The organism is Acidovorax sp. AC410, assembly GCF_979253235.1.
Window position 1 is genome coordinate 3,403,142 of sequence record NZ_CEEDCG010000001.1, and the last position, 24,621, is coordinate 3,427,762.

The 24,621-nt window shown below is 60.6% G+C and carries 22 protein-coding genes; 8 read left to right on the top strand and 14 right to left on the bottom strand.

What is annotated here, in order from left to right; translation table 11 throughout:
* Positions 1 to 2 precede the first annotated feature (2 nt).
* Positions 3 to 3,485 (top strand): AAA family ATPase, encoded by a 3,483-nt coding sequence (locus AC0IZS_RS15875; RefSeq protein ID WP_471636482.1) that lies wholly within the window; start codon positions 3 to 5, stop codon positions 3,483 to 3,485.
* Between the two features lie 68 nt (positions 3,486 to 3,553).
* Positions 3,554 to 3,829 (top strand): hypothetical protein, encoded by a 276-nt coding sequence (locus AC0IZS_RS15880; protein WP_471636483.1) that lies wholly within the window; start codon positions 3,554 to 3,556, stop codon positions 3,827 to 3,829.
* Between the two features lie 44 nt (positions 3,830 to 3,873).
* Here AC0IZS_RS15880 and AC0IZS_RS15885 read toward each other — a convergent pair whose 3' ends face one another.
* The 6 genes from AC0IZS_RS15885 to AC0IZS_RS15910 all read right to left on the bottom strand — a co-directional run bounded on the left by AC0IZS_RS15885 (position 3,874) and on the right by AC0IZS_RS15910 (position 10,499).
* Positions 3,874 to 4,323, bottom strand: a complete 450-nt coding sequence (locus AC0IZS_RS15885; RefSeq protein ID WP_471636484.1) for a helix-turn-helix domain-containing protein — start codon at positions 4,321 to 4,323, stop codon at positions 3,874 to 3,876.
* A 118-nt stretch (positions 4,324 to 4,441) separates the two neighbouring features.
* Positions 4,442 to 4,753 (bottom strand): HU family DNA-binding protein, encoded by a 312-nt coding sequence (locus tag AC0IZS_RS15890; RefSeq protein ID WP_471636485.1) that lies wholly within the window; start codon positions 4,751 to 4,753, stop codon positions 4,442 to 4,444.
* Between the two features lie 105 nt (positions 4,754 to 4,858).
* Positions 4,859 to 7,957, bottom strand: a complete 3,099-nt coding sequence (locus AC0IZS_RS15895) for an error-prone DNA polymerase (RefSeq protein ID WP_471636486.1) — start codon at positions 7,955 to 7,957, stop codon at positions 4,859 to 4,861.
* A 28-nt stretch (positions 7,958 to 7,985) separates the two neighbouring features.
* Positions 7,986 to 9,311 carry a DNA polymerase Y subunit UmuC family protein gene (locus AC0IZS_RS15900; RefSeq protein WP_471636487.1) on the bottom strand — a complete coding sequence of 442 codons (1,326 nt, stop codon included), beginning with the start codon at positions 9,309 to 9,311 and terminating at the stop codon, positions 7,986 to 7,988.
* Positions 9,247 to 10,044, bottom strand: coding sequence for a translesion DNA synthesis-associated protein ImuA (imuA, locus tag AC0IZS_RS15905; RefSeq protein ID WP_471636488.1), 798 nt, complete (start codon positions 10,042 to 10,044; stop codon positions 9,247 to 9,249). Before imuA ends, AC0IZS_RS15900 begins: the two co-directional genes overlap by 65 nt.
* 263 nt (positions 10,045 to 10,307) lie before the next feature.
* A complete protein-coding gene (locus AC0IZS_RS15910; RefSeq protein WP_471636489.1) occupies positions 10,308 to 10,499 on the bottom strand; it encodes a hypothetical protein in 192 nt (63 codons plus the stop codon).
* On the opposite strand from AC0IZS_RS15910, the gene AC0IZS_RS15915 reads away from it, so the two are divergent.
* From AC0IZS_RS15915 to AC0IZS_RS15935, 5 genes are all read left to right on the top strand, one after another.
* Positions 10,489 to 11,397 (top strand): alpha/beta fold hydrolase, encoded by a 909-nt coding sequence (locus AC0IZS_RS15915; RefSeq protein ID WP_471636490.1) that lies wholly within the window; start codon positions 10,489 to 10,491, stop codon positions 11,395 to 11,397. The genes AC0IZS_RS15910 and AC0IZS_RS15915 overlap by 11 nt on opposite strands.
* 511 nt (positions 11,398 to 11,908) lie before the next feature.
* Positions 11,909 to 14,329 carry a catalase gene (locus tag AC0IZS_RS15920; protein WP_471636491.1) on the top strand — a complete coding sequence of 807 codons (2,421 nt, stop codon included), beginning with the start codon at positions 11,909 to 11,911 and terminating at the stop codon, positions 14,327 to 14,329.
* Between the two features lie 51 nt (positions 14,330 to 14,380).
* Entirely contained in the window at positions 14,381 to 14,881 is a 501-nt protein-coding gene (locus AC0IZS_RS15925; protein WP_471636492.1) for a DUF4142 domain-containing protein, read from the top strand.
* A 47-nt stretch (positions 14,882 to 14,928) separates the two neighbouring features.
* Positions 14,929 to 15,252 carry a hypothetical protein gene (locus tag AC0IZS_RS15930; protein ID WP_157422030.1) on the top strand — a complete coding sequence of 108 codons (324 nt, stop codon included), beginning with the start codon at positions 14,929 to 14,931 and terminating at the stop codon, positions 15,250 to 15,252.
* Positions 15,253 to 15,767: 515 nt separating this feature from the next.
* Positions 15,768 to 15,977 carry a DUF3606 domain-containing protein gene (locus tag AC0IZS_RS15935; RefSeq protein ID WP_471636493.1) on the top strand — a complete coding sequence of 70 codons (210 nt, stop codon included), beginning with the start codon at positions 15,768 to 15,770 and terminating at the stop codon, positions 15,975 to 15,977.
* Positions 15,978 to 16,041: 64 nt separating this feature from the next.
* Here AC0IZS_RS15935 and AC0IZS_RS15940 read toward each other — a convergent pair whose 3' ends face one another.
* Complete coding sequence (locus AC0IZS_RS15940) at positions 16,042 to 16,716, bottom strand: response regulator (protein ID WP_471636494.1); 675 nt, start codon at positions 16,714 to 16,716, stop codon at positions 16,042 to 16,044.
* A 263-nt stretch (positions 16,717 to 16,979) separates the two neighbouring features.
* On the opposite strand from AC0IZS_RS15940, the gene AC0IZS_RS15945 reads away from it, so the two are divergent.
* Positions 16,980 to 17,840, top strand: a complete 861-nt coding sequence (locus tag AC0IZS_RS15945) for an NmrA family NAD(P)-binding protein (protein ID WP_471636495.1) — start codon at positions 16,980 to 16,982, stop codon at positions 17,838 to 17,840.
* A 220-nt stretch (positions 17,841 to 18,060) separates the two neighbouring features.
* On the opposite strand, the gene AC0IZS_RS15950 is transcribed toward AC0IZS_RS15945, so the two are convergent.
* The 7 genes from AC0IZS_RS15950 to AC0IZS_RS15980 form a co-directional block, all read right to left on the bottom strand.
* Positions 18,061 to 18,411, bottom strand: a complete 351-nt coding sequence (locus AC0IZS_RS15950; protein ID WP_057267959.1) for a hypothetical protein — start codon at positions 18,409 to 18,411, stop codon at positions 18,061 to 18,063.
* A 223-nt stretch (positions 18,412 to 18,634) separates the two neighbouring features.
* Positions 18,635 to 19,708, bottom strand: coding sequence for a hypothetical protein (locus tag AC0IZS_RS15955; RefSeq protein ID WP_471636496.1), 1,074 nt, complete (start codon positions 19,706 to 19,708; stop codon positions 18,635 to 18,637).
* A gap of 196 nt (positions 19,709 to 19,904) precedes the next feature.
* Complete coding sequence (gene tnpC, locus AC0IZS_RS15960; RefSeq protein WP_471639538.1) at positions 19,905 to 21,413, bottom strand: IS66 family transposase; 1,509 nt, start codon at positions 21,411 to 21,413, stop codon at positions 19,905 to 19,907.
* A 78-nt stretch (positions 21,414 to 21,491) separates the two neighbouring features.
* On the bottom strand, positions 21,492 to 21,827 hold the full coding sequence (gene tnpB, locus AC0IZS_RS15965; RefSeq protein ID WP_444825658.1) for an IS66 family insertion sequence element accessory protein TnpB: 336 nt from the start codon (positions 21,825 to 21,827) through the stop codon (positions 21,492 to 21,494).
* A complete protein-coding gene (gene tnpA, locus AC0IZS_RS15970) occupies positions 21,824 to 22,255 on the bottom strand; it encodes an IS66-like element accessory protein TnpA (RefSeq protein ID WP_471636497.1) in 432 nt (143 codons plus the stop codon). Before tnpA ends, tnpB begins: the two co-directional genes overlap by 4 nt.
* A 200-nt stretch (positions 22,256 to 22,455) precedes the next feature.
* The gene (locus AC0IZS_RS15975; RefSeq protein ID WP_471636498.1) at positions 22,456 to 23,592 is read right to left on the bottom strand and encodes a PAS domain-containing sensor histidine kinase; all 1,137 of its coding nucleotides are present in this window, start codon (positions 23,590 to 23,592) and stop codon (positions 22,456 to 22,458) included.
* Positions 23,592 to 24,395, bottom strand: coding sequence for an alpha/beta fold hydrolase (locus AC0IZS_RS15980; RefSeq protein ID WP_471636499.1), 804 nt, complete (start codon positions 24,393 to 24,395; stop codon positions 23,592 to 23,594). The genes AC0IZS_RS15975 and AC0IZS_RS15980 overlap by 1 nt, the downstream gene beginning before the upstream one ends.
* Positions 24,396 to 24,621 lie beyond the last annotated feature (226 nt).

Here is a 24,621-nt window from a genome sequence, read left to right on the forward strand (position 1 = left end):
CCATGCGCATCCGCGAACTCAAGCTGATCCGGTACGGAAAATTCACCGACCGCCACCTGTCGTTGCCCAAGCAGGCAAAGGACATCCACCTCATCGTGGGACCCAATGAGGCCGGCAAGTCCACAGTCCGCTCGGCCATCGGAGACTGGCTGTTTGGCATTCCCGTCCGAACGTCGTTAGGGTTCCTGCACCCGATGTCCGAGCTGCGGATCGGCGGCGTGCTGGAACGCATGGCAACGGGCACGGCAGTGCAACAGCAACTGAACTACGACCGCACCAAGGGCAACAAGAACACCGTGCGCTCGCCCGAAGACGCGGTATTGCAGGACGCTGTGCTGCAGCCCTGGCTGGGCGGAATGCAGCTCCAGGCCTTTACGCGCATGTATGCGCTGGACCACTCCACGCTCGTCGAAGGCGGCGCCGGCATCCTGTCGGCGTCGGATGATGTCGGACGGCTGCTGTTCCAGTCGGCCGCAGGCATTGAAGGCCTCGCCGATGTCCTGCAGAAGCTGGAAGCCGAAGCGGACAGCCTCTGGGGAACCCGAAAGGCCGGCCACCGGGTCTACCACCAAGCACACGAAGCCTACGAGGCGGCCGGCACCCAGTTCAAGCAGGCGGTGCTTAAGACTAAGGATTGGAAATCCCAGCACGACGCCTTGGTTGCCGCCGAACATGCCCTCGCCGACGCACGCCAGCGCGACCGGGACACCCGCCAGCAGCTGAACCAACTGGAACGCATTCGCCGCGTGCGGCCCATGCTGCAGGCGCTGGATGCCGCCCAGACCCAAAAGGAAGCGCTCGGCCTCAATGACGACGTTCCACTGCTACCCGAGAACGCATCCTCCACCATTCGGGATGCGGCCCAGGCCATGGCCCTGGCGCGAGCGGAGAGCGATCGCCTGGGACAGGAGAGCTCTGCGCTGCGCACCCACCTGGAGGATATCCAAGTCGACCAGACCATCCTGTCCCTGGCCGCGGATATCACCGACCTCAACGAACGCAGGCTGCAGTACCGCAGCCACAGAACGGACATCGTCAAGCGCACCGAAGAGATCCAGACCCACTGGACTCGGGTGAAAGAACTCGCCGGCGGTCTGGATTGGTTGACCGATACCGAAGACGCTGTGCGCAAGCGCCTGCCAGCCGCGACCACGCGCAGCCGCCTGGTGAGCCTGCTCAAAGAGCGAGGCACATTGAACCAGCAACTGCGCAGCGCCCAATCCGCGCTGACCGATCGCGAGCAGCAGATGGAGCAGGCGCAGCAAGCGCTGGAGCGCCTGGTTGCGCGCGACGTACATCCAGGGCTGGCAGGCACTGTCGAGAAGGCGTTGAAGCTCGGCGACCATGCCGGAGCAGTCTCCCAACTGGCTCAGAAGGCGGATGCACAGAGGGCGTCCCTTGCGACTGCCCTGGCCGGCCTTGGGAAGTGGCGAGCCGAACCGGACGCTCTCGCAGGCATGCTTGTGCCCGACGACACCGTTGTGCAGGGCCTGCTGGATGAGGGCCGCACTGGAGTCGCGGAGGCCCAGGCGCTGCAAGACGCGGTAGCGACAAAGGCAGAGGAATTGCAACGGTTGGAGTTGGAGCTGCAGCAGTTCGTCCAGTACTTCCAACCGGTGACCCGAGAGCAGGTCGACGAGGCCCGCCGGTCACGAGACCAGGAATGGCAAGCGATCAAGTCCGCGCCAAGCGAGCTGACCGCCAAGGCCAATGCCTATGAGCAATGGGTGGGCAAGGCCGATGGGCTCGCTGATACCAGGCTTGATCGCGTCCAACATGAAGCGACCCACCGGTCCAGGGCCGAACGCATCGAGCATGTGCGTCTGGAGCTGCAGGGACAGCAGACACGGCTCCAGGCCGCAAATGACCGGATCGAGGCCCGAACGTGCCAATGGCAAACCCTGGCGGAGGCGAGTGGACTGCCACAGCTGCCGCTGGAGATGGCGCCGGCGTGGCTACGCCAGCGCAGGACAGTGCTGGAGATCAGTGCCGAACTGGGCCAACACGAACAGCAGCACAAGGATCTGGTGGCCGCCGGTGTAGAACTCGCAACTGCCCTCTGGTCGATGCTGGGCGGTGCCGCGGAAGAGACTGAGATGCCCACTCTTCACGATGGCCTGCAGCGAGCACGCAAGCTGCTGGCCGCTGTCGACCAGGCGCAAGGCCAACGCAGCGCGCTGGATCAGCAGGTGGCCGACGCCCAAAACAGCGTTCCCAGACTGCAGAACTTGGTGCAGCAAGCGCAGTCAGCGTGGAGCGAGTGGGAGACCGCTTGGCAGGCGGCCGTGAAAGCCGCAGGCTACGAGAGTGCGGCGACTGCTGGCCAGATCGAAGCGGAGTTCGAAGCAATCCAGGAGGTTGAACGGTTGCTGACCCTGATCCGCAGTATTCGCAGTGAACGCATTGAACCCATGCAGATGGATCTCTCCGACCTGAAAGCGTCCGCAGAGGCCCTTGCTCAGCGTGCCGCCCTGGACTTGGTCGAGCAGGATGCCGACGTGATCGCCCAGGAGCTCTTCGCGCGTCTCACGACCGCCAAGCAGTCCGAGAAGACGCAACGCGAACTGCGGGCCAGACAAGCCCAGGTCGAGGCGGAGCTCGCCGAGGTCCAGCAGCGCCAAGCGACTCAAAACGCGCGCTTGGCGCCCTTGATGGCCACGGCAGGTGTGGACGATATCAACGCGCTCGCCGCGGCAGCCGAGCAGTCCGAACAGCGCCGGGCGTTCGAAGCCAAAGTCAGTGCAGCCCAGTCCGACCTGGTGCACGGCGGGGATGGACTGGGCCTGGACCAACTCCGCCAAGAGGCGCAAGGCGTCGCTCCCGACGAGCTGATGGCCGAGATCGAGCGACTGGGCGCGCAATCTGCCCAACTGGTGGAAGAGATCGCCCAGTTGAGCAGCCAGCACGGAACACAGCGCAAAGCCTTTGAAGCTCTGGACGGGACAGACGCCGCAGCGAGGGCCGATGCACGCCGCCAGGAAGCAGTGGCATCCATGGCGGATGCGGCCGAGCGCTACCTCAAGCTGCACACGGCAGCCCGCCTGCTGAAATGGTCGATGGAGAAATTCCGCGAAACGAGGCAAGGCCCGATGCTCGCCAAGGCTTCAGCAACGTTCAACACCCTGACCCTGGGTTCGTTTGAGCGCCTGCTGGTTGACTCCGCTGACGAGAAACCCAAGCTCTTCGGGATTCGTCCCAATGGTGCACAGGTTGAGGTATCGGGGATGAGCGAGGGGTCCCGGGACCAGCTGTATCTGGCACTGCGTCTCTCGGCCCTGGAGCTGCAGATCGAGCAAGGCCTGAACATGCCGCTGATCGCGGATGACCTGTTTATCAACTTCGATGACCGGCGCACCGCGGCTGGGCTTCAAGTTCTGGGTGAGCTGTCGAGGAAGATGCAGGTGATCTTCCTAACCCACCATGATCACCTGGTGCCCCTGGCCAGGGAGGTGCTCGGTGACGAGCTCAATGTGGTTACGCTCTGATGGAACAAGCTGAGTTGCAAAGTCTGCCTGCTATGCTTTCTTCATCAGCATTGAAGCGGAGAGAAAGAATGGATGCCAATGAACGCTTGGTGGCTTTGAGCCGCATGCAGGAGACGTCGGGTGCGTTCTATCGCAGCGCGGTGTCGATCGGCAACCATCCATTCATCGAGTTTGCAGGGCTCATGAACGAGTACATCACAGCTTGCCGCGCCGCGCACGCCAAGGGCATTGATTTCACGCAGTGCAATGTCCACAACGGGCAGACACTGCCGCTTCATCCCGTGATGTCGAACTACATCAACGAGAAGCTGGAGTGCATCTTCTTCTGGGACGAAGGTGCTTGAGGCCAGCGAGACGGCCTGAGGCCGCTGAAGCCGCGCAAAAACTGCTACTGGGCCTCGGCCAGCAAAGCCAGGGCTTTGCGCTTGCCCAGGTTGAGAACCTCGTGGATTCGCAGCAGTTGCGCTGCGCGAGGATATGCCTTGCCAGTCTCCCATCGGTAAACCGAAAGGTGGCCTGCCTGAAGCAACTTGGCCATTTCCTTGGCCGTGAGGCCCAGTTCGGCGCGCTTGGCTACCAACGCCTCTGGTTTGAAAACCCATTTGCGGCCGCTTTTGCGCGCGGGTGTCTCTTCTTCCACCGCCGCCTTCGCAGGAGCCTTGACCTGTCGCTGTGCGGCTTTGAGCTGCGACGTCAGCGCCTTCACATCACGCTTCAGCGCGGCTATCTCGGAGCGATGGGATGTCAGTGCCTTTCGCATACCCTGGATCTCTGGCTTGAGTTCCTTGCGGGCCATGCGCACAACTTCTGCGCGGAATGCATTCGAGAAAGTATTCATGGAGGCATTGTGTATGAATCTGCTGCGACACTTGAAAGTAGCACTAGTAATGAAAAACCGCCAAAGGCCTCAAGCCTTGGCGGTCTTTTGAATTGTTTGGCTTTGGGAGCCAGAGAGATTACTTGCCGGCCTTGTCTGCCTTGCGCTTCGCAGCCTTGGGATCGACTACAGCCTTGAACTTTGCACCAGCCACGAATTTCGGCACGGTCGATGCCGCAATCTTCAATGCAGCTCCGGTGGACGGGTTCTTGCCGGTGCGTGCCGCACGCTTTGCCGACTTGAAACTACCGAAGCCGACCAGCTGGACGGTATCGCCCTTCTTGACGGCGGTCTGGATGGTGTCGATCAGGGTTTCGAGGATGGCACCAGCGGCGACCTTGGACAGGTCGTGTTTGGCGGACAGGACTTCAACGAGATCAGCGCGGTTCATAGGCTTTTAAGAATGAGTTGGAAGGCAGTTTATAGCGCATTTGCCACGCTCGAAGGGTGGTTGCTGACATGGGTAGCGTCAGCCCTCGCGTGTCGAAATTTCAGGCTATTTGAAATCGCGGCTCTCCAACCGCCCCAGCCTCCCCAACCATGGCGTCAGATCGACCAACCGATCCGCGATCAGATTGGTCACCTGCCCCCGCCGCTGCCACACCCCTTTGACTGCGAGCAGCCGCGATTCCAGCAGCACCTGCCGCTGCTCATCACGCACCGACGACCACACGATCACCTGCACGGTCCCAAACTCGTCTTCCAAAGATACGAAGATCGTGCCTTTGGCCGTAGACGGCTGCTGCCGTAGCGTCACGATGCCAGCCGTGCGGATTACCCGGCCGTCGGGGATATGGCGCAGATCGCGCGAAGACAGGAGTTTCCTGGCGGCCATCCGTGGCCTCAGCAAGGCCAGCGGATGCCGGCGCAAAGTCAGTCCGGTGGATGCGTAGTCCCACACGATTTCCTCGCCCTCCGGGGCCTCCTGCAGCTCCAGATACTCCTCGTTGATCGGCGCGTCCTGCAGCAGCCCCGGCGTTGAGTGCAGGCCTGCCGCGTCCCAAACCTGCTGGCGGCGGTGGCCTGACAGGCTGAGCAGCGCATCTGCCGCAGCCAAGAGTTTCATCTCGTGCTGTTCCAATCCTGCCCGCTTGGCCAGATCTTCTGCACTGTCGAATGGCCCACGTTCGCGGGCCTCAACGATGCGCGCGGCCGAAGTGGCGTGCAGGCCTGCAACCATGTGCAATCCAAGCCGCACGGCAGGGATTGCCGACAAGTCCTCCAGTGTTGATTCGACGGCGCTGTGCATCACGTCGATCCTCAGCACATCCACGCGGTGTCGCTTGGCATCCTGCACCAGCTGGCTTGGCGTGTAAAAACCCATCGGCTGCGAGTTGAGCAGTGCCGTCAGAAAGGCTGCGGGTTCATGCCGCTTGAGCCAGCAGCTGGCATAGACCAGCAACGCGAATGACGCCGCATGGCTTTCCGGAAACCCGTACCCGCTGAAACCTTTGATCTGCTGATAGATCGACTGGGCAAAAGGCTCGTCATATCCCCGCGCCCTCATGCCCTCAATGAGCTTGGTCTGGTACTTCTCCAGGCCCCCGCGCTTCTTCCATGCCGCCATGGCCCGCCGAAGGTCGTCGGCCTCGCCTGCTGTAAAGCCGGCAGCGACCATCGCCACCTGCATGACCTGTTCCTGGAACAGCGTTACGCCCAGGGTGCGGCTGAGCACCTGCTTCAAATCCTCACTTGGATAGATCACAGGTTCCAGACCCTGTCGGCGGTTGAGGTACGGATGCACCATACCGCCCTGGATCGGGCCGGGGCGCACGATGGACACGGAGATCACGAGGTCGTAGAAGCACCGTGGCTTAAGCCTTGGCAGCATCGACATCTGCGCACGACTCTCCACCTGGAAAACGCCCACCGTGTCCGCACGAGAAATCATCTTGTACGTTTCGCGGTCCTCCACTGGAATGTCCTGCATTCCAAAGTCGTACCCCTTGCGCCTGCCCACCAGGTTCAGGGCCTTGCGGATGGCAGTGAGCATGCCCAGGGCCAACACATCGACCTTGAGCAAACCCACTGCATCGAGATCGTCCTTGTCCCATTCGATGACCGTGCGGTCTTCCATGCTGGCGTTCTGGATTGGAACCATGCGGCTGAGCAGGCCGCGCGTAAGCACAAAACCTCCGGGGTGCTGTGACAGATGCCGGGGAAAACCGATCAGCTGGCTTGTCAGCAAGATGAGCTGCTTCACCGCCAGGTCGTTCTCGGACAACCCCAGCTCCTCGAAGCGCTCCAGCCGCACACCTTCGCCGTCCCACCACTGGTGCCCTTTGGCCAAGGCATCCACGGTTTCCAGGCTGAAGCCAAGTGCCTTGCCGACATCGCGTATCGCTGACTTGGGTCCGTACGTCACCGCAATCGCGGCCAGTGCAGCTCGGTCCCTCCCGTATTTTTTGTACAGGTACTGGATCACTTCTTCGCGGCGCTGGTGTTCGAAGTCGATATCAATGTCCGGCGGCTCGTTGCGCTCCCTGCTGATGAAGCGTTCGAACAGCGTTGACATGCGATCAGGGTCCACCTCGGTCACGCCCAGGCAGTAACAGACCACGCTGTTCGCAGCGGACCCACGGCCTTGGCAGAGGATGTGCTGGGAGCGCGCAAAGCTGACGATGTCGAACACGGTGAGGAAGTAGTGCTCGTAGTGCAGGTCGCAGATCAACTCCAGCTCGTGCTCTATCTGCGCCTGCACCTTCGCGGTGATGCCGTGTGGCCAGCGGCGGCCGGCGCCTTCGTAGGTGGCCTGGCGCAGGTAGCTGGCAGGGGTGTGGCCTTCGGGTACGACTTCGTCCGGGTACTGGTACCTCAGCTCGTCGAGACTGAACGTGCATCGCTCAGCCACGCGAATCGTTTCAGCCAGCAATTCATCGGGGTAGGTCTGTGCCAATCGGAGGCGGCTTCGCAGATGGCGCTCGGCGCTGCGCTGCAGTTCGTAGCCGCACTCGGTTAGAGGCAGTCCTACCCTGGTGGCGGTCATCACGTCCTGTAGTGGTTTGCGGCTGCGCCGGTGCATGTGCACGTCGCCCATGGCCACCAGCGGTATGGCAGTCAACGCCGACAACTCCCGCATGCGGTGCAGCCACAGCTCGTCATCGATGCGGCGGTTCAGGTCCACGCCAATCCATGTTCGCCCGATGAAGTGCGTCAAGGTCCAGCGCCCCAGTTCCTCCAGCTGCTCGTCCGTCCCTGTCCGGTCGGGCGTCACCATCACCAGGCAGCCGGCCAGAGCATCGCCTTCGATGGTTGAGCGTTCAAGAAGGTAGGTGCCTTTCTCTGCGGTGCGCCGCAGCCGCGTGATGAACTGGCATAGGTTGCCGTAACCATCGAGGTTCTGCGCAAGGATCACCATCGTGAAGGCCAGGCCGGCCTGCACTTTGAACTGCGAGCCCACCAGCAACTGCAGCCCCTCCTTCTTGGCGGCGACATGCGCGCGCACCACACCGGCCAGCGTGCATTCGTCGGTGATGGCAATGGCGCTGTAGCCCAGCTCCTTGGCGCGCTCGAGCAGTTCGTCAGGCCAACTGGCCCCGACAAGGAACGTGAAATTGGAAACGCAGCGCAGCTCTGCGTAGAAGGGAAGCGCCATGACTGTTGCCTGAAGGTCTATGCATCGTTCAGGCGTACAGGCCATGAAGGAACCAGCCCGTCTCGTCCTCGGCCAGGCGGCGTTGGAAAATCCACAGCACCCCTGCATGCCGGCTCAACGCGATCCAGTAGTCGCGTTGCACGTTGAGCTGACCGCCCTGTGTACCTGCAGCCGCCGAACGCTCTCGGTGCCACCAGCCGCCTTCCACGCGGTCCGGGCCCAGCAGCAACTGCAGTTGCCCCTGGTAGATCGGGCGGTGCTCCCGCTCGGCCAGACGCAGCGGTTCGGGCAGCACCCATGCGGGCAGCGGCAGCTCGTGGCAGGGGAGCGAAGCGCGGGGGCGCACCATCTCCGCACCCTGCCAGCACTGCATCCATTCGGGGCGGTGGTCGGCATTCAGGACGGGGCGCACCACGCGATCCTTGCCCAGGCGGGCCTGCACGCGCTCCAGCACCAGGGACGTGGCTTCGCCCTGGCGGATGGTCTCAGGCAGGAGCGACTTGCTCTCCTGCCTGATAGCGATGGTTTCGGAGGCAAGCAGCTCAATGTCGCCGACGGGTGCCAGCAGCTCGACCTTGGCCAGATGCTCGCTGAGCAGGCGGCCCAGGTGGTCCACGTTCTGCGTAGCCTCCGCGGTGCGCACGGTGATCTCCCCCCCAGTGCCTGCGGTCTTGGCGCGCATCGCGTCATGGGCCCACCGCAGCGTGAACGAGGTGACGCCCATGTGCCTGGCCGCTAGCCAGCCGGACATCTGGAGTAACAAGCGGCGGGCGCCGAACATCAGTGCCATCGCGTTTTCGACACGGAACATGAACTCCAGGCGGGCACTGAAGGTTTCGGGAAGTTGCTGCCACTCGCAGACCTCGGGACGCAGTCCGTAGGCCTGGTCCAGGCTGTGAAGCAGGTCCTTGTCGAAGCGCCGACCCAGGCCACCCCGGGGCAGCTTGCGCACATCACCCAGCGTGCGTGATCCGAGGCGGTGCAGCGTGCCTTGATGGCGCGCCACGGCGGTGATCATCTCCAGCGGTAGTTTGTCGAGGATGGATGGCAGCGGGCCGGCAAAGCCATCCACCACGCGCGAGCGCACCAGAGCCAGCGCGGCGGTGCCCGTCGGGGCCCAAGCGAAGGCTTCAACGCCCAACTCACTGGCTTCCGATTCGATGCGCCCTCGCAAGTGCGACAGGCCGCCAAACAGGCGTGCGCTGGCCCCGACCTCAACCAGGACCACTTCTTCGCGCACTGCCACCCTTGGAGAGAACTGCAGCGCCCAAACAGCCAGGGAAGGCAGGTCAATGGCGGTGCAGGACTCGGTGCTGGTCTTGTGCGGTAGCAGTGCGGCCCAGATGCCGATCATCGGTGGCCTCCTCTCTGCGCAGGGGGATGGCGAAATCGGTGTCCAGGCGGCGCAGTCGCGGCGGCAGCACCTGGCTCAGGCGGCCGGGGATGGCCTGCAGTTCCAGCACGTCATGGCAGGGCGTACCACGGCGCTTGAGGATGCGCACGTCGATGTTCCAGCCTGTGCCGAGCGACACCAGGGTGCGCAGTGGCGCCGGCGAGGCCTCTCGCTGCGCGTTCAAAGGCCGAAAGAGAAAGACAGGCGACTGGCAGGACTGGGCATGCACCTGCAGGCGCCTGATCTGGTCCGAGCGGACTTGGGGGAGCCAGGAAAGCACCGCGCCGCGGGGATTGGACTTCACCAATTGCTCCGTCACCCACAAGCGCTCGGCTGGCGTCTTGGCCTGAATCCAGACGATCTGGTCGGCGGGAACTCCGAGCTGAGCCAAGCCACCGGCATGGGGCTGCTGGGGTGGGGCAACGAGCAGTATCTGGCCGCCGTTCTGGACCAGGCTGGGCAAGCTTCTGCCCAGCAGGCGCCATTCGCACAGCGGTGCTTGGGCCAGGAGGACCTCGGTCAGGGCGCGTGTGGGCCAGCCACCCCCGGGCAGGGAGGCGTCCAACAGGTCAAAACCCGTGGAGATTGTCGGGTGGCCGTCGTGCACCAGGTCGTCGCCCAGCCATACAGATTCCCGTACCGAAATGGGCAGGCTCTGGGTGTCGAAGGACTGGGAAGCGTGGGAGGCAGGCATGGCAAAATACTGTAATTAAATACAGTATATGGACAGACTTACTGACATGGAAAGAGGGTTCCGACGGCGGTTGAAGGCCATTGCATGCGGCTCGCACTGAAATCGATAGCGGCGAAATCAGCGCCTGCGCGGGAGGATCAAGTGATCGAGTACGGTGGAAAATATTTGCGATGACCAGGCGGGCCATCCCGACGAAACCCTGGTGCAAGGTCAGGATGCCGCTATGCCTGAAATGACTGAAAGGCACATTTCTGTATAAGAGCTCAACGATGGAAACCGATCAGACTGCCCCCATGAATCGCTGTGGCTACTGTGGATTTACCAACTACCGCAGGGTGGTCGAGCGCGATGCCCAGGGAGCGATGCGCTACGGCGATCGCTTGTTGTGGGACGATGACATCCCCTTCTAGCTGTGACCGGCGACCGATGCGCGAGGAAATACGAATGAAACGCATGGAACCACTTCGCCACGTTCGGGCCAGCGTGCTCGACATCGCGTACTTCGAGCAAGGCCCTACCGCCGGGCCGCCTGTGGTAGTGATGCATGGCTTTCCGTACGACATCCACAGTTACCAAGAAGTAGCTCCTTTGCTGGCGGATGCAGGCTGCCGCGTGCTGGTGCCTTACCTGCGCGGGTATGGCGGCACGCGGTTTGTGAACGCGTCAAACTTGCGATCCGGCGAGCAGGCCGCGCTTGGGGCCGATTTGCTCGCGTTCCTGGACAGCCTTGGCATTGAGCGGGCGGTGCTTGCGGGCTACGACTGGGGTGGCCGGGCCGCGTGTGTGGTCGCCGCGCTGTGGCCCCAGCGTTGCGCGGGTCTGGTCTCGGTGAACAGCTACAACATCCAGAACATCGCCAGGGCCATGGAGCCGGAAGCACCTGAAAAAGAGCTGCGGCTCTGGTATCAATACTACCTCCATGGCGAGCGCGGTCGAGCTGGGCTTGAGCAAAACCGCAGGGCATTTTCCAAGCTACTGTGGCAACTGTGGTCACCGACCTGGCGCTTCGACGATGCGACTTTCGAGCAGAGCGCTGCCGCCTTCGACAACCCGGATTTCGTCGAAGTGGTAATCCACTCGTACCGGCACCGCTACGCCTTGGTGCCTGGTGATCCGGCCTATGCAAACATCGAAGCGAAGCTTGCCCAGCAACCCGTCATCACCGTTCCATCTATCACCTTGGATGGCGCCAACGACGGGGTGCGTCCGCCTGCGGATGCGTCGGTACATGCAGCACGCTTCAGCGCTCTGCGCGACCATCGAATCCTGGACGGCGTCGGCCACAACCTACCGCAAGAAGCACCTCAGGAGTTCGCCATGGCGGTGCTGGAACTAGTCAGGGACAGAGGCTGACCGCGCTGGCGCATCACTTCCGAAATCCAGGCCCAGCCGTTGACGTGGCTATTTGGAAGACTGGCTGCGCCTGCCCTTGATGATTCCAAGTTTGGCCTGCCAGCACTCGGCGCATATCCAGACGGACGGTCGAATTTCGCATCCGCCTTGGATACTGCGTTGGTCCTTGTGCACAGCACATTCACGCGTTGTGTCCGAGACCCGGCTGTTCGGAAGTTTGAAGAGTGGCTGAGTCATAGCAACATCCTTGATGTAGAGCGAGACTGCAGCTTTTGGGTTCAGGCCCTCGTAGGACAACGCCAGTTGCCCACCCTTCAATATGCGCAGTTTGCCAGCCGCAACAAAACGGGTGACGCTGACAAGTCGCTCGGGCTGACCATCATTTAGTTGCAACTTGCCTGCTCCGCCGGGCTATTGCTTTGTGCTGATCGGTTGAGCCAAAGTCCTACAAACCGTCACGGCGAGGACCTTAACCTGTGCCTTCCCCACAACCCAGTGACGAAGGTACACAATGCCCAAAGATCCTACGCGTGCTGCCAAGGGCGCTGCCGCGCCTGTTCCATCAACTGCTGCAGCACCTGCCAGAAATACGGACAGCGCGCCTTCCGCTCTCGGGCCAGCTGCTGACGTTCTCTCTGCGAAGGCGGGAGAAACCAACGACCTCGCGTCCGCGAAACCATACAACGCCAATAAAGCGGGAGAGCATGGTTTCACCAACGGGGTTAGCCCTGCGCCGGGTGCTACTGTGGAGCCGGCCTCGCGGCTGCCATCAGGTAGCACCGTGTCGGAAGCAAACAGCAGTGCCAAGACTGGGACGGTTGCCCCTGACGGCGTCAATGCGACCATCGCACCGCTCGACCACGTGCGCGTCGATTCCGCCGGCCAGGTGCTCACCACCAACCAGGGTGTGCCAATCGCCGACAACCAAAATTCTCTCAAGTACGGCGAGCGCGGCCCGGTGCTGCTCGAAGACTTCATCCTGCGCGAGAAGATCACGCATTTCGACCATGAGCGCATCCCCGAGCGCATCGTGCACGCGCGCGGATCTGGTGCGCACGGTTTCTTCGAATGCTACGAACCCCTGACGGACCTCACGCGCGCCGCGCCGTTCAATGAGGCCGGCAAGATCACCCCCGTGTTCGTGCGCTTTTCTACCGTGCAGGGTGAGCGAGGCTCCAAGGACACGGCGCGCGATGTGCGCGGCTTTGCTGTCAAGTTCTACACCGACGAAGGCAACTGGGACCTAGTGGGCAACAACATGCCGGTGTTCTTCATCCAGGACGCGATGAAGTTCCCGGACCTGGTGCATGCTGTCAAGCCTGAGCCACACCATGCGATGCCACAGGCCGCGAGCGCGCACGACACCTTTTGGGACTTCGTTTCGCTGATGCCCGAGTCCACGCACATGCTGATGTGGGCCATGTCGGACCGCGGTATTCCACGCAGCTACGCCACTATGCAGGGCTTTGGCGTTCACAGCTTTCGCTTCGTGAATGCCGCGGGCGAGTCGGTCTTCGTCAAGTTCCACTGGAACCCGAAGGCAGGCACCCATTCGCTGGTGTGGGACGAAGCGGTCAAGATCTCCGGCGCCGATCCAGACTTTCACCGCCGTGATCTGTGGGAGCGTATCGAGGCGGGCGCTTATCCCGAATACGAGCTCGGCGTGCAGGTATTCACGGAAGAGCAGGCGGAGAAATTCAGCTTCGACATCCTGGACGCGACCAAGATCATTCCGGAAGAGCTGATCCCCGTACGCCCCATCGGCCGCATGGTGCTCAACCGCAACCCCGACAACTTCTTTGCCGAAACCGAGCAGGTGGCCTTCTGCACCGCGCACGTGGTGCCGGGCATCGATTTCTCCAACGACCCTTTGCTTGCGGGGCGCATCCACTCATATGTGGACACGCAGATCTCGCGCCTGGGCGGCCCCAACTTTCACGAGCTGCCCATCAACTCACCCATCGCCCCGGTGCATAACAACCAGCGTGACGGCATGCACCGCCAGGCCATCCATCGCGGCAAGGTCGCGTATGAGCCTAACTCGCTGGGCGGCGGCTGTCCGTTCCAAGCCGGTGCAGCCCAAGGCTTTGTCTCCGTGCCCGCCAGGATTCAGGCCAAGGAGTCCCAAGGCAAGGTACGCGCAAAACCTGAAAAGTTCGCGGACCATTACACCCAGGCAACTCTGTTCTTCAACAGCCAGACTCCTGTGGAGCAAGCCCACATTGCGGCCGCGTTCCGCTTTGAATTGAGCAAGGTGACGGTGCCAGCGATTCGTGAGCGCATGGTTGCCTCCCTGCGCAATGTGTCCGATGACCTCGCGCAGCAGGTGGCAACGGGTCTTGGCATGGCAGCATTGCCTGAAGCAATGCCCCGGGCGCTGGCTAAAGCACCAAAGCCTGAGGTGTCCAAATCGCCGGCCTTGTCCCTTCTCGCTCGACCAGGTGACGGAAGCATCAAGGGACGCAAAGTTGCCATTCTTGTTGCTGATGGCATTGTTGGCAAAAGCGCGGTGGCGCTGCACGAAGCCCTTTTCACCCAAGGCGCCGTACCGCGCTTCGTTGCGCCACGCATTGGCCCGGTCAAGACCAGCGACGGTGTGGCGATTAATGCCGACGCTTCACTGGAGAACGAGCCCGGGTTCCTCTTCGATGCACTGGCTTTGCCGGATGGTGAAGCAGGTGTGCAGGCATTGGCGGGGGATGGTCACACTGCGGAATTCATCAAGGATCAGCATCGCCACTGCAAAACCATTTTGGTGATGCCGGCGTCGGCAGCTCTGATGCTCAAGGCGCAGATTCCAGCAACTCTGCCGTCAGGCGACCCGGATCCTGGAATGTTCCTTGGAGCATCGGCCACCGACTTCAACTCGTTCATCCAAGGGATAGCGCGACATCGGCACCCAGAGCGGGAAACTGACCCGCCAATGGTTTAACAGACGGGCCCACTCGGGCCCTTCCTTCCGTCCTTTCACCGGAGATAACTGATGAATACAGCTCAAGTCGCAGCGGCCGTATGCGTGGCCATTTTGTCCTTTGGCGCTCATGCGGAGGTTAGCAAGAAAGATCAAGAATTCTTCACCAAGGCTGGTGGTGGAGGCCTGTACGAGGTGGAGGCCGGAAAGCTTGCACAGCAAAAGGGCGGATCTGAAGCAGTGAAGTCCTACGGCGCAATGTTGGTTAAAGACCATGGTGCCGCAAATGAAGAGCTGAAGGCACTGGCGAAGGCGAAGGGGGCCGTGCTGCCTGAGGCGGTCCCCGCCGACAAGCAAAAAAGGCTGGAGAAGATCGCAAGCGCAAAGGACTTCGACAAGGAATTTGTGAAAGAGGTGGGCATTGATGACCACAAAATGGATGTCGCCCTATTTGAGAACACCATTAAGCGCGCCGATGACGCAGAGGTCAGGGCATTTGCCTCAAAGACACTGCCCACATTGAAGGCGCACAAGGAACACGCTGAAGGTCTCAAGAAAGCGCACAAGCATTGATGCCGGGAGCGTAAGGCGATTTCGGTGGTGGAGTTGACCGAGGACCTATGGAACAACATCCAAGTGAAGCGCATTCGCCGCCGGCGTCCATCCAAGATTTGGAGGCGGCCATTGAGCGCCAATCCCAAATGCTTGCCGGCTTGGCAGCAGAGGCGGAACGCAATCACTCGACAATTGCTGCCTTGATTGCGCTGGGTCAGGCCCTAGTCGAATCTCACCCCACACCTTCTGCCGTGGCAAAAAGCTTTCTCGACCAGATCGACCTCGTCGGTAGTGTTGTGTCGAGTGAGCAGGCGGAACGGTATCGTGATGACATTCAGAAGATCAACATGTTCATACTGGATGTGGTCAACCGCCGGAGTCATCCTTGATCGCACTGCGCCTATTCCTCACTGATTGACGCAAAAGTGAAGCCCACAAAACCGGCCGACTCGACCGCTGGCCGCGGGGCAACGCCATTTCAGAGCGTGCGTACACCGGCGAAGGTGAAAGTCGGCGCAGCCATCGCCTCCGTCGTATTTTGCTTACTTATAGGCTTCGGGTCAAAGAGTGGCCAGAGGTGGGGTGCGGCATCCAGGCCTGTTGGGGGGAAACAAGGCACAAGCACTTCTGGCTCCTGCGTCTACAGGGCCCAGATAACAAACGGCCGCGCCGATTTTCTTCGCGCAAATTTGATGCTGGAGACAGGGCGTCCATCGAATTTCGAACGGCGTGAGCAATCATCCTTCGGAGTTTCAAGGTGGGATTCCAACCCGCAACGAGGGCCGGTGCCTCAATCCGGTAGTTCATCCGTTGCAGCAGGCAGATGGTGCTGTTCGCCTACAGTGCGGACCGGCTCACATGGCTAGCATTTGGAACGACAGACCAACCACAAAGGACATATCTGATGACGCAATCAAACCCTCAACCAGATCGCATTGACGTCGATGACGCCGCATCACTGGCTCGTTGGACGCGTGAGCTTGACACGACTGAAGAACAACTGAAGGACGCAGTTGCCCAGGTCGGCGACAAGGCGGCCGATATTGAGATGCACCTTAAGGGAGCGCGAAGTACAACAAATGCTGATAGGGTTCAACAGGCGGGCTCTAAATAGCGGACTCGGCGGCAGGTGTTGCGTCGCCCTTGCGAATACGCACAGCCCTCAATGGATGCCCTTGTCAATCGATGAGGCCGTGCTTTAGCGCGTAGTAGGTCACCTCACTGTTGCTTTCCAGCCCGAGCTTTTTCAAGGTTCGGGTGCGGTAGGTGCTTACTGTCTTGGTGCTTAAATTGAGCATTCTGCCGATTGCACCAACATCCTCCCCTTGAGCCAGTTTCAAGAAGACCTGAAACTCCCGCCCCTTCAGCGACTCATGGGGGAGGCCTGGCGTTGGTTTGAAAACCTCCTGGGCGAGCAACTCAGCCACCTCGTTTGTGAGGTATCGGCGACCTTCGCCGACGACTCGAATAGCGCGCACCACTTCTTCAGGATCGCAGTCCTTATTGAGGTAGGCAGCTACCCCTTGTTGCAGGAGGGTGATGGCGTATTGCGAAACTGGCATGCCCGAGAAAATGAGAATACCCGTATCTGGCGAGCGGGCCTTCAAGCTGGCCAATGCATCCAAGCCACTGAATTGGGGCATCGTCAGATCAAGCACCAGAACGTCAATGGCGTGGTCGCGCACCAAGTTCATCGCTTCACGACCGTTGCCTGCTTCGGCAACGATGTGAATGTCGTCATGGCTTTCGAGGTATTCGCGCAACCCTCTGCGCACGATCGCATGGTCGTCCACCAGTGCAACTCTGAAGTTCTTTTGCGTGAGCTTAGATTTTTTAAAGTCTGCTTGCAGCATTGATCCCTCACAAACTTTTTATTGGTTGGAAACCGCAATCACTCTATCAATCGGAACTGCCATAGCAGTTCCAACCTTTCTGATTTCGATGTAGGAAAACTCCGAAGGCAGCTCAGCATTGGCGGCTCAAGGACGTGCTCAGTGGTTGGTCGCGCTGCCCTCGTTAGGAATCGCCCTGTTACCAATTTGCCTGACCTGCTGACAGGATCTGTCGGTAGGAGGTCAAAAAATGGATACCTGAATTTCCTATGGAGGATCTGCATATGTACGTAGTCATGGGAGGCACCGGTCACGTGGGCTCTGGTGTGGTCTCAACTCTTTTGGCGCGAGCTGAGCCTGTCGGCATCGTCACCCATCACGCCGAGCACGCGAAGGAATGGAAACAACGCGGAGCGGAGATTCTGGTGGCGGATATCTGGAAGCCTGCTTCTCTCAGGGCCGCGTTCAAGCAAGGGCGCCGCGCTTTCGTGCTCAATCCGCCCGCAGACACATCGCTGGATACGGATATCGTGGAACGGCAGACTGTCGCCAATATCCTGGAAGCGTTGGAAGAATCGGGGCTGGAGAAGGTGGTTGCGGCTTCAACCGGCGGGGCCCAGGCCGGAGATCGCATCGGGGATCTCAACGTGCTTTGGGAACTAGAGCAGGGGCTGGGGAGGTTATCCACTCCCGCCGCTGTGCAGCGCGGTGCTTACTACATGACCAATTGGTTCGCTCAGATCGACGCCGTGCGCCAAACAGGCCAGTTGCATTCAATGATCCCCGCTGACATGGCGATTCCGATGGTGGCGCCAAGCGACTTGGGCAAGTACGCAGCTGAACGATTGCTTTCCTCGGTGGGCGACGTGGCCCTTCGCCATGTCGAAGGGCCTAGGCGATACAGTCCAAGGGACGTGGCACAAAGCCTTTCTCAAGTGTTGGGCAGACCCGTGGAGGTGGTTGTCACGCCGCGCGCCCAACTGGAAGAGGCGTTCCGGGCGCTGGGATTCTCGGCAGCGGCGGCTGAGTCATACGCCAGGATGACACGCCTCAGCATAGACAATGGTTTTGCGATGCCGGACGACTCTGTGCGGGGGGATACCAGCTTTGACGAATATCTGCATAGTGCATTTGCAAGAGCTTGATCGGTCCCGGCGGCCCTCCACGGCGAGATCGCGGAGAGGTACGGGTTCCACGTGAGTCGCAAGCCTAGTGCTGTTGGCCTTCATCAGTCCGATGGAGTTTCCCGGAACTGAAAACTTGGTGCCAGCCGCACTACAGGGGGGCTTCTTGGTGGAGCAGGCCATCGGACGCCTTGCCAGTGTCCTGATGTGTAGGAGGGTAGCGCTAGGAGGCGGTATTTGGCTATTTGGGGGCGGCCGTTTCCTCTTCAACAATGCCCAGCATGTGCAGCTGGCCGCGGATCACGGAGACGTCACCTAGTGCGAACACGATCTGATCTTCTTCGCTGAAGCTCATAGGTTGGAGTCGCGATAGTTGCCTGCATGCGTCATCCAGTTTGGTCAGGCGCTCAAGCACATAACTGTCGGCTTCACTCACCCCCGCGAGTTCTGAGCGGAGGCTGGGAAGTTGCGACATCATGAGCCTTCGCCCTTCGCGTGTACTGGCCTTGAAGTTACCCCAAAAGGTCTCAAGGTCGCTCATAGCCTTTTCGCCGCGCATGAGGGTCTCGGCATTCCATCGCTTTTTGTCCATCTTTTTTCGTAAGCGGGCGGCCATCCCATCTTGACCGCCAGCTTTCGATAGCCTTGGACTTCCGCTCTGGGCTCATAGTCGCCGTCCGTCCGCCCGGAACCAGTCACTCAGAACACGCGAGGCGGGCGGGTGAGGCCAGCTTCGGCAAAGGGCCCAACCCGGGCGTTGGCGAGGCCAACATATAAATCACTCTTCAGCTGAACCGCCCTGACCGAAATGCCCATCAGCCCGGCCGATGGGGCGACAGATACGGTTTCTTCCACCGAAAGCACTGCAGGTCGCCCGAGGGGTGGGTGAACACCACCCAGTGGTCGCCCAGCTGTATGGCGTTGGCCATGGTGCCCGCCGAGGCCTGCCAGACCTGATCGCCGTTGAACTTGTCCCAGGCCTTGGGGCGGTAGTCCTCGATGCCGAACAGCAGGTCGCCCTCGGTGTTGATGGCGGTTATCTCGCGCCGGGTATGCTCCACCCAGACGGGCCGCATCTTGTCGCCCGTCTCGGAGATTGCGACATACATCATGAACGAGCGCGATCTGGCGTTGAAGATGGCGAAGCCATCGCGCGCCGCGCTGATTTTGTAGGCGTAGCTGTTGCCGGTGAGGTGCCCGCTGGCCAGCAGGCCCTGCAAGACCGGCTCCTCCACGTAGTTGAGCTGATTCACCACCACCGCCGTTGCTGCTCTTGTATTCGGCCCCAGGTCAACGAGCAGCACCGTGTTGCCGGCCAGCACGAACAGCCGGTTTCCAGCCCGGTCCACGTGCTTCTTCAAGGGCCACTCGCCAATGCGGTAGGGCGCTAGATCCAGCTCCAGCAGCATGGCCTGCGTCTCAAGGCAGTAGACACGGAACACGTCGCGCGCCGTGCCGAAGCCGTAGAAATACTGGTCGGTGGGTGGGTATCCGAAAGCGATGTCCAGCGCCAGGTGGCCCACAACCTGGTAGTCCCGCACAACGTCCAGGCCCTGGCTGGCGTCGTTCCAGACCACGCTGCGGTACACAGCGCCGCCGTGGCTGAAGACCAAGCCGAAGTCGGACCACTCGGGGTTGGCGCGCGCCACGTACTCGCTGTATAGCACCTCGTTGGTCGTCAGGTCCAGGATCTCCGGGCGCTGGCCCGTCATGTACAGCCGGTTGTCGGCACAGAAAATGGAGCGGTACGACGTCGTGGCCTTCAGTGCATAGATCTGCTGGACATCGTCCTCTTCGCCATCAAACTCATTGAGCTTGAACTCTCGCAGGAAATTGATGCCTTCGTCCGCGGAAGGCTGGTACAGCACATACAGCGAATCACTACGCATGGTGGCAGAGACATACTCCCCATCTTCCGACGCTAACCGATGCACTGCTTTTTTTAATGGTAATCCAACGCTCACACTCACCCCCTTGTGCCTGACATTCACTTCGACGAATCTCACGTGCAGGCTACCAAACTAGCCGACCATGAATGCCTGCTTCCGCCGATATCGGCCATAGTAACGGAGAAGCAACGAAAGCCTATTTCAACGACCTCTCTGCGCTCCAGCGGTGAGGCAACAGCTCGCCGATCAAGCTGGCCTGCTGCGTTGGTAGCCGCTCAAGCACGTCGCGCAGGTAGGCATACGGATCATGGCCATTCATGCGTGCCGATTGGACAAGGCTCATTACAGCAGCCGCACGTTGCCCAGCCCGAAGACTGCCCGAGAAAAGCCAGTTGTTGCGCCCGATGGCAATGGGGCGGATCTGGTTCTCGATGTGGTTGTTGTCAATGGGCAATCGCCCATCAAAGGCAAAGCGTGTCAGCGCCTCCCATCGCCTCAAGCTGTAGTCGAGGGCGCGTGCGATCGCTGATCCTTCCGGGACCTTCTGCCGCGTCTGGACCATCCACCAATGAAGCGCGTCGAGGATCGGTCTGGACCGAGCCTGGCGCTCGTTCAATCGCTCCTCGGCACTTGACCCCTGCAGGTCTCTCTCGACGTCGTAGATTCGGCCAAACTGCTTCAAGGCACTCTCGGCAACGACACTCTTGCTCGTGGCATGCAGGTCGAAGAACTTGCGCCTGGCGTGGGTCAGGCAACCGACCTCGGTGATGCCCTGGGTCATCAATGCCTTGTAGCCAGAGAAGTCGTCGCAGACCAGGCTACCCTGCCAGCCTTGCAGGAACGCGCGCGCGTGCGCTCCAGCACGGCTCTCGCAAAAGTCGTAGATCACTGCTCGGGTGTCTTCGAACGCACCTGGTGCATAGGCCCAGAGATAGGAACGGTGCGTCTTGCCTGTACCGGGCTTGAGCATCGCAACAGGTGTCTCGTCGGCATGGAGCACTGGATGGGCCAGTACCTCGGCGCGGAGTGCATCAACGAGAGGCTGCAGCTGCACGCCGCAGGCGCCAACCCACTGCGCGAGCGTGGAGCGCGGGACCGCATAGCCTGCGCGGCCGAAAATCGCTTCCTGGCGGTACAGCGGCAAGTGATCTGCGAACTTGGCCACCAGGACGTGCGCCAGAAGGCCAGCGGTTGGAACGCCTTTGTCGATGGCATGCGCAGCGACCGGCGCTTGCACCAGCCGCTCGCACTTCCTACACGCCCACTTGCCGCGTATGTGGCGCTCGACGGTGAACACGCCTGGGACATAGTCCAGCTTCTCTGCGATGTCTTCGCCAATGCGCTTCATCTGGCAGCCGCATGGGCACACGGTCGATTCGGGCTCGTGCAGCACCTCGCGGCGCGGCAACTGGGGCGGGAGCAGTTGCCGCTTGGGCTGCATTCTGGCGCTATGGACCATAGCCTGCGGCACTGGGGTGTCTGCACCGCTCGCCACATCCTCAACGAGAGATTCGTCGAGCAGGCTGTACTGCTCGGCACCGAATCGCTCTGATTGCGCGGCGAACTTCATGCGCTTGAGCAGTGCGTTCTCGTGGGTGAGCTTGTCGATCAACGCCTGCTTGTGCTTGACCTCTGCAGTGAGACGGACAGTGAGTTCGCGCAGCTGCGCTGCGCTGAGACCATCCAGGGATTGCGACTGCACCACCATGGCTTGGCAGTGTGGATCCGATTGGGCCAGCGAGGAACTGTCGAATGCCCGGATTGCCAGGCGAGCGTAATTGCCTCAAACGAGCGCGATGACGCCATCGTCGCCAAGGCGCTGCCATGGCAGGCCGAGGACCAGGGCACTCAGCTGTGCCTGGCTGATCGAGAGCTGGTGCGCGCCACCTGGCATCGGCCACACGAAGCGGCCTTGGTGCAGCCTGCGCGCGCACAGCCAGACGCCGATCCCGTCGTGCACGAGCACCTTCAGTCGGTTGCCGCGCTTGTTGACGAAGAGGTAGGCATGATGGGGATGGGCAGCTCCGAAGACGATGACCACGCGCGCCAGTACCGTCTCGGTGCCTGCACGCATGTCCATAGGGGCAATGGCCAGCCAGGCGGCGTCGATGCGGATCATCGAAGGCAGTCGCGCAGCCAGGCCCCGCAGGACGTGGCACAGTCGGTAGGCCAGTCGATGGAGACGACAGCCGATCCGCGGCGCACTTCGATGCGGATTGCACAGCTCGAACCGGTCGCCTCAGATGGCACAGGAGCTGTACCGGTCTCGGCTTCAATCACAGTGGCATCCTGCAGTTGGAGTGGCACGAACTGCTGACCTGATGCTTCAGCCGCCTCGACCAGAACGCGCTGACGCGCTTCTCGGATCCAGCGGTGGACCATGTTCGCGTTCAGGCTGTGGCTGAGCGCGACGCCCGAGACCGACGCCCCCACCTGAGAGCATTGCAGCAGGACCTGGGCCTTCAACTGCGCGCTGTATGCCCGGCGCTTGGGCACTTCGAGTGTTGACTCTCTTAGCATCGTGTCCACGATCTCCTTCGTGTACACGATGCCCTATCGAGCAGAACGGCTCAAGATGAGTTCACCGTCCGCTTACCTTTTTTCTCCTGGGTGTTGCGGCCATCCTGCCGTGGATCGAAACCAGGCTTTCCACGCACGCTGGGTTCGTCTATCGGCGCGGTTGCGTCCTCAATGGCCTTGACTCTGAGACTTCCTGGCAGACAGTGCAAAGGGTGAGACGCTCGAACTCAAGCATCCCTGGGCATGTCGTTGAAAGCCAGCCGGAACGCAGTCCCCAGTGCTGCGGTGGATGTCACCTCGATCACTCCTCCATGGGCTTTCGCAATCTCGTTGACGATGAACAGTCCTAAGCCCACGTTTCTGTTTCCGCTGTCTTCCGCCACGCCTCGCACCATGGGCATGAATAATCTCTCCATTGCGCCGTCAGCAATGGGATGACCCCAGTTGTGCACTTCAACGTACCATCCCTTCGGAGTCATTGCCGAAGTCACCGTAATGTCGGTAGCGACCTGCCCATAGGCGACCGCGTTGCTGACCAGATTTGCAAGTGCCTGGGCGATCCGGTTGGCATCAAGCTCGCAGCTCCCCGTTCCCTCGCGAAGATGAGCAATCCGCCGGTCAGGAAAAGCCAGTGTCAGCTCTTCCACGGTATCGGCAACCACATCATGCAGATTTGAGGATTTGAGGTTTACAGCAATTCCAGAGCCTATACGTGCCGAGGTGAAATCGAGGAGGTCTTTGATCAATTGGTGGGCTCGATCAACTGCTCTATTTACGCGACCAAGCGTTTCTCGCTGTTGAGGCGTTACCCCTTGCCTGTCCAATAGCTGCATTCCGAGACGGATAGCAGAAAGTGGATTGCGCAGATCATGGCTAACGATGCCGATCATCTGCTCCGCGAAAAGCGCGCGATCCTCAGACTGCTTCTTGAGGCGGGTTGCTTCGGCTGCAGCGCCTTCAAGTGTCTTCCGTGAAAGAAGAAGCTCACGCTCATACTTGTCCCGATCGCGGGCGATGAACGCGGCAACCTTCAGTAGCCATTCGCCGTCGCGCAGGAGGCGCTTGGCGTTGATGACGATGGGGATGTGGCTCCTGTCTTTGTGGAGTACATCAAGTTTCACCTCTGAGATGGAACCCTGCATGACCAATAACGGCGCCAAGTGGGTCTGGTAGAAAAGCCGACCCCCCATGGTCAGAAAGTCCTGAAGGCGGCGCACGCCGATTACTTCATCGCATCCATATCCAGCCCATTCGCAAAACGTGGAATTCGCCTGAAGAATCAGGCCTTTCGAGTCAGTGGTCAGCACTCCGCAAGGGAGATCTTCCAGCGGATCGGAATCGGGACTGGAGCCAACTGCTTCCATCAAAGACTATGTTCCGCCAGGAACTGATCGATAGCGTCTGCGCTCGCACTGGGCTGGCTCAAATGCGGACAGTGACCCACGTTCTCGATGATTTTGAGCGTGCTGTTTGGCAGCATCCGGTGCATGTACTCACCTACCGCGACAGGCGCAATCATGTCTTCGTCGCATTGAAGAATCAGGGCGGGGGTCGTCAGCTGCTGCAGCTGAGCCCGGTGGTCCGAGAGGAAGGTGACACGAGCAAAGTGCTTGGCGATTTCAGGATCGGTACGGCAGAAGCTGTTGCTCAGTTCCTCGGCCAGCTCAGGCCGCTCTGGATTGCCCATGATCGCGGGCGCCATCGTGCTGGACCAGCCGAGGTAGTTGCTTTCCAGCGTGTCCAAAAGAGACTCAATGTCTTCGCGTGAAAATCCACCGATGTAGTCGCCGTCGTTGATGTAGCAGGGAGAGGGGCCCACCATGACGTGGGCCGCAAATTTTCCTGGTGCAGCAAGGTCAGCCAAGATGCCTACCATCGCACTGACGGAGTGACCGACGAGAATGGCTGGGCCATCACTGAACTCTTCGACGATCTCAACCAAGTCGTCAGCGTAGCCTTGTAGGGTGCTGTACTTGGAAGGATCGAACGCTGTAAGGTCTGAGCTTCCGCTTCCTACCAGATCAAACAAGACTGTCTTGTAGCGGTCTGCGTATGCCGGGGCGAGGAGGCGCCACATGTTTTGGTCGCAGCCAAACCCATGGGCGAAGAAGAGCGTCGCAGGGCCCGAGCCTGAAACACGGACGTTGTTTCTAACCGCTGTTGACATGACACCTTTCGAGTAGAAAACCTTGAATTGGACCGAACTCAATTCCGCTACCTTGCCAAATTGAGCTGCAGATTCTTACGGCCTAGCTCACAAGGGTCAGCTTTGGAAGCTAGATTGCCAGGAACGAACAATGTGGATACGTGCGCGCTTCCACATCAACTCCAGCACATTGCCTCTACTTCAAATTGCCGTCGGATTGGTCGGTAGGAGACATCGTTGTAGCTAT